Origin of the sequence: Chryseobacterium glaciei (genome assembly GCF_001648155.1) — a bacterium.
Classification (GTDB): domain Bacteria; phylum Bacteroidota; class Bacteroidia; order Flavobacteriales; family Weeksellaceae; genus Chryseobacterium; species Chryseobacterium glaciei.
In genome coordinates this window covers 1,145,476-1,155,000 of sequence record NZ_CP015199.1, presented here as the reverse complement: position 1 = coordinate 1,155,000, position 9,525 = coordinate 1,145,476, and the positions used below count along the sequence as shown (strand labels likewise).

The 9,525-nt window shown below is 34.9% G+C and carries 8 protein-coding genes (1 of these 8 only partly in view); all 8 read right to left on the bottom strand.

What is annotated here, in order from left to right:
* On the bottom strand, positions 1-302 hold the beginning of the coding sequence (locus tag A0O34_RS05085; protein WP_066752064.1) for a pectate lyase family protein. The gene continues 814 nt to the left of window position 1, outside the view; only the first 302 of its 1,116 coding nucleotides appear in the window; it begins with the start codon at positions 300-302; its stop codon lies off the left edge, out of view.
* Positions 303-565: 263 nt separating this feature from the next.
* Positions 566-3,040, bottom strand: a complete 2,475-nt coding sequence (locus A0O34_RS05080; RefSeq protein ID WP_066752062.1) for a glycoside hydrolase family 95 protein — start codon at positions 3,038-3,040, stop codon at positions 566-568.
* 183 nt (positions 3,041-3,223) lie between these two features.
* Complete coding sequence (locus A0O34_RS05075; protein WP_066752060.1) at positions 3,224-4,126, bottom strand: alpha/beta hydrolase; 903 nt, start codon at positions 4,124-4,126, stop codon at positions 3,224-3,226.
* Between the two features lie 87 nt (positions 4,127-4,213).
* Complete coding sequence (locus A0O34_RS05070) at positions 4,214-4,555, bottom strand: cupin domain-containing protein (protein ID WP_066752057.1); 342 nt, start codon at positions 4,553-4,555, stop codon at positions 4,214-4,216.
* A gap of 154 nt (positions 4,556-4,709) precedes the next feature.
* A complete protein-coding gene (locus A0O34_RS05065; protein ID WP_066752053.1) occupies positions 4,710-5,441 on the bottom strand; it encodes a rhamnogalacturonan acetylesterase in 732 nt (243 codons plus the stop codon).
* Positions 5,442-5,704: 263 nt separating this feature from the next.
* Positions 5,705-6,676, bottom strand: coding sequence for a pectinesterase family protein (locus tag A0O34_RS05060; protein ID WP_066752045.1), 972 nt, complete (start codon positions 6,674-6,676; stop codon positions 5,705-5,707).
* A 195-nt stretch (positions 6,677-6,871) separates the two neighbouring features.
* Complete coding sequence (locus A0O34_RS05055; RefSeq protein ID WP_066752043.1) at positions 6,872-7,786, bottom strand: alpha/beta hydrolase; 915 nt, start codon at positions 7,784-7,786, stop codon at positions 6,872-6,874.
* A gap of 71 nt (positions 7,787-7,857) precedes the next feature.
* On the bottom strand, positions 7,858-9,525 hold the full coding sequence (locus tag A0O34_RS05050) for a glycoside hydrolase family 28 protein (protein ID WP_066752041.1): 1,668 nt from the start codon (positions 9,523-9,525) through the stop codon (positions 7,858-7,860).

Below are 9,525 nucleotides of genomic sequence, written 5' to 3'. Positions count from 1 at the left end.
GTTCCAGTTATTTTAACAACTTTTACGGCTGTATTTTCAATGGCAGCTTTTAATTCGGCATAAGTAGTAACAGTAGTTTCAGCTGCAGTTCCGCCGCCTGTAGTTCCACCGTTTTGAGAAGCCCACCCCGGAGCTGCACAACTAGCGAGAGGGACAACCGCATTGGTCTCCAATGAACCTAAATTAATAGTGTTTGGATTTTCTTTTAATTCACTTTTGACATCCTCTTGTCCGCAGCCTGTTAATGCAAAAGCTGAGCTTAGAGCTGCCGTAAATAAGGCAACTTTGATTTTTGTTTTCATAGTTTAATAATTTTTGTGATTTGGTGAATTTCAAAATTATTAAATATTTAATTAATTCTTTTATATTTTAATGTATTAATATTTATATAATTATAATGTTGTTTATTTAATTAATTCAATCGGTTGCGCTTTGATGTATATATATTTTTATTGAAATATGTCTAATTATAAATAAAATTCCCGCAGATTTCAAAGATTTTACAGAAAAAGATCTGCGTAATCCGTGAAATCTGCAGGAGATTCATTTTATTATTTACTGATAGTTACTTAACTTCAAAAGTATAAGTTGTACCTTTCTCAGTATCAAAATCAAAAACCTGAGTTTCAGGAATAGGGAAACCTTTTAATTCTGCTTTTTCTGAAACTAAAGGTGTTTTAATTGAATTTACCTGATAATATTCATTGGGATTTTCTCCTGTTGAATTTTTTAATAGAGTCTTAGATTTTAAATTGATATTTTTCGCAATTCTAATTCTGCAATTTCCTTCTAAAGTAGATTTAATGATCAATTTTGTCAACTTAGAATTTTTCCATTCAATATCGATTTCAAAACCACCTCTGGCTTTTAAACCTTTTACAGAGCCATTTGGTAAAGCGTTGGGAAGTGCAGGTAAAATATAAAGATAACCGTCATAACTTTGAAGCAGCATCTCCGCAATTCCCGATGTACAGCCAAAATTTCCATCAATCTGAAAAGGCGGATGTGCATCCAGAAGATTAGGATAAGTTCCTCCCGATTGTCCTTTTGCTTCCATCGGAGCGGGTGTTAATTGGTCTGAAATTAATTTAAAAGCCCGGTTTCCATCTAATAATCTTGCCCACCAATTGACTTTCCAGCCCATCGACCAGCCCGTAGATTTATCACCTCGATACGTCATGGAATTTTTTGCAGCTTCCGTCAAATCAGGATTTCTGAAAGGCGAAATTTGCCCCGAAGGAAAAAGTCCGTACAAATGCGAGATATGCCTGTGTTTATCATCGGTTCTGTCCATATCCTTCAGCCATTCCTGTAATTGAGCATGTTGCCCGATTTGCATGGGCGGAAGTTTATTTAAGGCAGTTTTCACTTCGTCCGAAAGGTTTTTATCTTCATTAAGGACTTTCGAAGCATTAATGAAATTATTAAAAACATCAAAAACCAATTGATTATCCATCGTTGTTCCCGCGGTAATTCCGACACTTTTCATGTACGTATTTTCCGGCGACATGGAAGGCGAAACAACCAGATATTTTTTCGAAGGATCTTGTTGAAGAACGTCTAAATAAAATAAAGCCGAACCTTTTAAAACAGGATAATATTTTTTCAAAAATTCTTTGTCACCGGTGTATAAATAATGATTCCAAAGATGCTGTGTGAGCCACGCTCCGCCCATTGGCCACATTCCGTAGAAACCACCATCCACAATGCCCGTGATTCTCCACAAATCTGTGTTGTGGTGCATATTCCAGCCTCTTGCGTGATACATTTCTTTGGCAGATTCCTGTCCCGTTACTGACAGATCCTGAATCATATCAAACAAAGGTTCATGCATTTCGCTCAAATTGGTGTTTTCTGCCGGCCAGTAATTCATTTCTGTATTGATATTGACCGTGTATTTGCTATCCCAAGCCGGATTTAACTGATGGTTCCAAATTCCCTGCAGATTTGCAGGCTGAGTTCCTTGTTGTGAGGAAGAAATGAGAAGATAACGACCAAACTGGAAATACAAAGCAATCAGATCAGGATCTTTTGAAGTCGCAAATTCTTTTATTCTGACGTCGGTTGTTTTTTTTGCCTGTTCGGTTGTTCCTAAATCAAGACTTACACGCTTGAAATATTTCTGATATTTTTGAATGTGAGCTTTTAATTCAGCTTCATATTTTTTGTTTAAAGCTGATTGTAAATATTCCGAAACTCTCACATCTGGATTTCCTGAAATATCATTATACTTTTTAAAATTCGTCGCAATCGAAAGATAAATAACCACTTCATCCGCTCCCGAAATATTGAGTTGATCTTGAGTTGAGGTTAATTTTCCGCCTTTTAAAACAGGAACAGCAACCGTTTTGAAATTGACTTTTCCAATTTTATTGTCAACTGATCCGCTCGTTCCAGTGATCATTAATTGATTTTTCTCCGTAAAAATTGATTTTTTCAAATGTGGAGTAGAAGCGTTGATGGAAAAGTTTAAACTTCCTTTTTTGCTTGATGATAATTTGATTACAATTACATTATCCACGAATGAAGAGAAAATTTCACGTTTAAAAATGATTCCATTTACTTCGTAAGAAACTGTGCTTAAAGCTTTTTCAATATCTAAAGTTCGGGTATAATTTTTAAAATTTTCATGACCTTTAAAATCCAGAAACAAGTCGCCCATCGTCTGATAAGGCATTCCATAATTCAAATCTTTTGGAGCTGCGCGGGGATAAGTTGTATTGGAAAGTTTTTGAGCTTGTTCAAATTTACTTTCGCTCAATAATTTTCTTATTTTTTGAATACTGTCGAATGTGTTTTTCGGGACATTATTTCCCGGTTCTCCAGCCCAGATTGTTTCTTCGTTAAGTTGAAGATGTTCCTGTGAAGCTCCACCAAAAACTATTGCTCCTAACCTTCCATTCCCGATGGGTAGAGCTTCGTTCCAGTTTTCTGCGGGCTTATTGTAAGTCAGCTTTAAATTTTGTTGTGCTTGAACAGAAATAGAAATCATCGCTCCAAAAGCCAGTAAAAAGATTTTATGTTGAATGATTTTGAGCATTTTTATATTTTGTTAAAATGATTTTATTTTTTGTTGGAAAAACGCAAAGGCGCAAAAGTTTTTAATTATAATAATGCTTGAAGGCGCAAGGATTTTATCTACGATAAAATTTTACACTAAATATTTTTAAAAAAATAGGATTTTATTAACCTTTTTGATTATCCAACAATATTTAATTACTCATTACTTATTACCAATGGTTTTAAGCCAGTCTGTGCACAATTTTTTCCAGTTGTCGGTCAGTTCAGATTTGTTGGTAATGCCTATTTTATGTTCGCCTTCGGGGAAAATAAACATTGCACCTTTTACTTTATTTTTTGTCATTTCCTGATAATAGAGAATGCTGTTCATAACGGGAACGGTTTTATCATTTTGAGCATGAAATAATATGGTTGGTGGAGTTTTTTCCGTCACTCTATTTTGCATTGAATATTCTTTGATTTTTTCCGAAGAGGCATTTTCGCCGAGCAAACTGTTACGGCTTCCAATATGGGCAAATTCTCCCAAATCGATGACTGGAGAGACAAGAATCGCAAAATTTGGAATGGTTGAAAAACTTTCCCAATCACCTTTTAATTCTGTATAATCTGTAGGAATATTACTCACCGTTGCAGCCAGATGTCCGCCAGCTGAAGTGCCAATAACTCCAATTTGATCTGGTGAAATGCCATATTGAGCAGCATTTTTTCTGAGATACTTTATAGCAGCCTGAACATCCTGTAATGGGGCGACCTCTTTTTGCTTCAAATCTGGAGAAGTCGGTAATCTGTAATTCAAAACAAAAGCAGAAATTCCTAGCGTGTTAAACCATTTTGCAATTTGATAGCCACCCAAATCGTAAGTCAGTTTATAATATCCACCACCGGGAATGACGATGACGGCCATCTGTTTTCTTTCTTCTTTTGGAGGTAGGAAAGCAAACATTTCAGTTTCTTTTATCTGTATAATTCTTCCGTCTTTTTCTTCGGTTTTTAATGGTAGTCCTTTGGAATTAGGCATCTGACCTTTTGGCCAAACCATGATTTTTTCCTGTGCAGATAATTGAATGAAAAAGGAAATTAATAGTAGAAAAGTAATTTTTTTCATAACCAATTAATTTGTGATTATTGTAAATTATATTTTGCTAAAACCTAACGGGTTTCAAAAACCCGTTAGGTTTGAATTTTTTAGATATTAACCTTTAAGAAAATCTTCTCTAAATGGTGTAAAAGCATCAATCAACTGACCTTCTTCCAAACATTTTACACTATGAAAAATATTAGGTTGCGCGAAAAATCCGTCACCTTTTTGTAGAACTTTTATTTCGTCATTAACTGTCACTTCAAACTTCCCTGAAGCAACGTAGGTGATCTGCGAATGAAAATGCTGATGCAAAGTACCAATCGCATCTTTTTCAAATTTTACAATTACCATCATTACCTGTGAATTGTATCCAACGAATTGTCTTGATACTCCACCTCCTAAATCTTCCCATTCGGAATTACCGTCAAAGAAGGGTTCTTTTTTGAACTTCATTTTGTATGTTTTTGAATTATTATTTAATTAAAATTTTACGCCCAATTTGCCATTCCGTAGGAATCTAAACTATAATTTTTAATGTTGAGATTCCACGCTCCACTACGTTCCGCTCTGAATGACAAACTGACTGTTTAATTATTGAGATAAAAAACTATTTAATATATTTCTCCAATCCAATTTTCAAGCTCTTCAAATTTTTCACTGCCAATTTTGCAACAGATTCTGCTCCAAGTGTTGATAAATGTGTGTCGTCATCTTTTCCTTTTGGATAGTATGGATCTTCGCCTTCTTTGTAATGCAGGTGTAATTTTTTTGAATTTTCCGGACCGTAAGAAACTTCAAGTTGCTCTGTCAGCAATTGCAAATCTACAAAAGGAACTTTCAGATCATTCGCAACCATTCTTACGACCAAAGGGTATTCTTTATGAGTATCAATTAGAACTCCATTTTCATTGAAATTTCTTCTTACAATAGAAGTCATCAGAATTGGTGTTGCTCCTTTTGCTCTGGTTTCATTCACATATCTTTCCAAATTGGCTCTGTATTGAGTATAGGGATTGGTAAATTTTGTAGAATCTTTCAATTTCTGATCATTATGCCCAAACTGGATAATCACGAAATCTCCTTTTTTAAGTTGTTTGTCAACTTTATCCCATCGTCCCTCCGTTCTGAAACTTTTTGAACTCCTTCCATTCATCGCATGATTCTGGATTTCAATTCCTGCTGTGAAGAACTGTGGTAAAACCTGTCCCCATCCATGTTCTGGATTTTTGTCTGGATTTTCCTTATTTGCCATGGTTGAATCGCCAATGAGGAATAGGGTGGGTTTTTGTGCGAATGTCAGTACTGATAGAAATAAAAATAGTACAGTAAGCTTTTTCATTTTAAATTAATTTTAAATTAATATTCTTTTGTCATGAAACAAAAGAATCAAAAGTTCAAGACTTGGAAAATTCCGCTAAAAATTACTTCTGTTCTCTAAAAATTCTAAAACTCGCGCGAATTTTAAATTTGTCCTTCGACTCAATATTTATGTCGCACTCAAACAGTAGAATTTTCTTAACGTTCACAGAACTAATTTTCTTAACGCTCCATTTTCCTATGTCGATTTAGCTGTGGTTATCATTACTCATTACCAATTGCTTATTAATTATGTTCAGGTTTCCAATCATTAAAAATTTTTTCTAATGTATAATTTTTCAAGTCTTTTTTTGTCAATTGATGCGACCAATTTACTCGGTTTGTAGTATTTCCGCCATCGCTTTTACTTCCGAACTCTGCATAATAAGCGGTCTTTTCTTTATCAGGAAACATTTTATCACCTTTCCAAGGATTCCAGCCTTCGGGAAGGATGTGTTTTCCCATTTCTGTATTGATGAAAACCGTTTTGGCATAAGGTCGCCAAGGTCTTCCCAAGTAGACTTTTGTGATGCCTTCTTTTGCTGTTAATTGACAGTTAAAAAAGACAAAACCATATTGTCTGTCAGATTCCGTTGCGGCTGCGGTGATGTAAGAATCGGCTAAACTTTTAATAGTACAATTTTTAAAAACAACCGTTGCCTGTCCGAAAATAAAATCAGTTGTTCCTTCAATATAACAGTTTTCAAAATATTGTCTGCTGTGATTAGTTGCTGAATAAATAGTGTCCTGACAACCCAGAATTTTTGAATTTTTAATGATAAAACGATCTCCTTCCACATGAAGTGAAACTGCCTGTCCTTCGTTACAAGAACTGTTTTGAATGGTAAGATTACTGATTTTAATATCATCACCCATCACCAACAAAGTGTAGGAATTGAACGTTGTCATTTTTTCATTAAATGAATCCAGTTTTCCTGAAAAATCATTATTAGTAATGATGGTATTATCTTTATTTTCACCTTCTAACGTGATTTTATGTTTTGAAGATGGGATGACGATTTTTTCATTATAAGTTCCGGATTTAATAAAAATCAATGCCTCTGCCGGACCTAAATCTCGAATTGAATTTATCGCTTTTTGAATGGATGTAAAATCTCCGCTTCCGTCTTTTGCAACGGTAATTTTGATGTACGATTCATTTTCTGCAAAGAGAAATTGAGTTATTGAAATGAAGAAAATTAAAAATATTTTTTTCATAAGCGATATTATTTTTGACGCAAAGTTTGTTTTTCTTTATGTTTATTTTTAGTGAGCTAAGATGAAATCAATGAATTGATTTTGATTAAGCGATCGTTTTAGCCATAAAGCTTCATCAGTGACTTGTCGTATTCTTTGCTCCTTAAAGTTTGCATTCTTATTTATAAATCTTTGCGTTTAAAATCATAATTAATATTATTTCAAAACCTTATCTAAAAAGTCAACCGTTAAATTCAACGTTTCTGTAAACCAAGGTTCTGCAGACCAAAAAGAATGTGGAGAATCTTTAATTTCATGAAACTCAGTCTGAATATTATAGCTCTTCAATTTTTTCATCATATCGTCTCTTCCCGCATGAAAACGAGGTTGAGAACTATTGATGAAAAGGGTAGGAGGTGTATTTTTATCCACATATTCCAAAGGTGAAGCTTCTTTCCAGATTTTCGGATTGTCCTTTTGTGGATAGCCCAGCCAATAGGCGTCGTAAGTTCCTTCTTTTCCGGATTCTTCATGAACAAATGAAACAACGCCATCTATATTGACGATAGCCTGCAATTTATTCTTTTTCTTAACTCCGACTAAAGTGGCAATCTGAGCACCTGCAGATTCACCCAAAACCACCATTTTCTTTTTGTTTAAAGAATAGGTGGAGTGATTTTTCTTCAACCACTGAATGCCCGTTTCAATATCTTCAACTCCGGCAGGATATTTTGCAACATCAGCCAATCGATATCCGATTGCGATGACCACATATCCTTTTGAAGCTAATTCCATAGCCATAAATTTCTCGTTTTCTTTACTTCCAGAAACCCAGCCACCACCGTGAACCATTGCGATTCCCGGATATTTTTTTGATTTATCAAGAGGGTAATACACATCAGCTTTTAACGAAAGTCCGTTAATGTTGGTGTATTCTACATCTTTGTCAACTCCAATGTTTTGTGGAACAGGTCGGTCGATAGGCGTGATGAAAGAATATTTTTTCTTAAATTTTTCATACGTCGCTTCATTGGTGTAAGGAGTAGCATTCGGTCGTGGAACTTGACCGAATGCTAATGTGCCTCCTAACCAAAAAATAGAAATATAAGTAAGTTTTTTGCTAAAATTCATGTTGTCAAATTTTAAAATTTTGAACCATTAAGAATTATTGGACTTAATGGTTTAAATACTATTGATACATTTTATTTAACTACATTTTTAGCTACATCAGTTCCGATAGAAAGTGAATTTTTATCAGACGTGACTTCTTTTGGTAACAGGACTGCTCCTGTTTTATTTCCTAAAACCTTAACCACGGGCTTATTTGTAGATTCAAATTTCACCGTTGAAAGGTTGATGTTTTTACTGTTGTAAATTGTTGCTCCCGTTCCTTCAGAATATTTCAGTTTAACATTTTTCAGTTGAATTCCGTCTGCGTCTACGATAGTTAAAGCTTTTTTTGTGTCAAATTGAGAATCTTCGATAACGATATTTTTAAGATTCATTTCAGCTAAACCAAACAAAGTAATCGCTTCATAAGAATTAACTGCATTGATATTTTTAAAGAAAATATTTCTGAAAATCGGAGTTTCTTCTGTTACTGGATACACTTTTTCCGGTGCTTTGTTCCCTTCTTGTTTTTGTCCGTCTTCCAAAACTGGAGAAGCGCCTTCATAGAACATATTGAAACCAATTGTCTGTGTAGGAATATTAATCATATCAATATTTTTAATGTAAATATTTTCAACGATTCCACCTCTTCCACGGGTTGTTTTGAAACGAAGGCCAATATCGGTTCCGATGAAAGTACAGTCGGAAACATGGATGTTTCTTGCGCCACCAGACATTTCGCTTCCTACCACAAAACCTCCGTGACCGTGGTACACGACATTGTTTTTAATGATCACATTTTCAGTGGGCATATTTCTTTTTCTTCCGTCTTCATTTTTCCCTGATTTAATACAAATTGCATCGTCACCAACATCGAAAGTATTATCGTAGATCAAAACATTTTTACATGATTCCAAATCTACACCGTCACCATTTTGAGAAAACCAAGGATTTCTAACCGTAAGATTTCTTAAAATAACGTTCGTACACATCAATGGGTGAAGGTTCCAGGCTGGAGAATTTTGGAAAGTTGGGCCGTCTAATAAAACTTTGTCACAACCAACCAAACTTACCATCACGGGACGAAGAAAATCTTTAACCGTTGTTAATTCTTCTTTAGAAATTTTATCAGGAACATTGAAGCTCGAACTGCTTTCAAATCCTTTTTTATAGCTTTCTGAAGGATACCAATTTTTACCGTCAGCAGATAAAATTCCGCCTGATTTTACGATTTCTTTCCATTCAGATTCTGCGACTTTGCTTTTTTTGATGGCTCTCCATGCGTCACCGCTTCCGTCGATAACCCCTTTTCCTGTAATCGCAATATTGGTCGCATTTCTTGCTGAAATTGGTGATTGGCAGCGAATGGTATTTAACCCTTCAAAACTTACATCAACCAAAGGATAATCTGCTTTATCTTTACTGAAAACAATGAAAGCGCCTTCTTCTACATGAAGATTAATGTTGCTTTTTAGCTCGATTGGCCCTGTTAGCCACATTCCGCGGGGAACGACTAATTTTCCGCCTCCTTTTTTACTTAAATCCTCGATTGCTTTTTTGAAAGCTTCTGTATTTTTCACATTTCCGCCTGCAACACCACCGTATTGAGTGATGGAAACTGTATTGGCTGCAAAAGAAGTTTCTGTAACCTGAGGCATTTTAAACTCAATATTTTTATAAATATCTAAATTCTGAGCATAGATTTGCCCTGAAAACATCATTGCTGCTACTAAACCGATAACTTTGAGAGACTTCTTCAT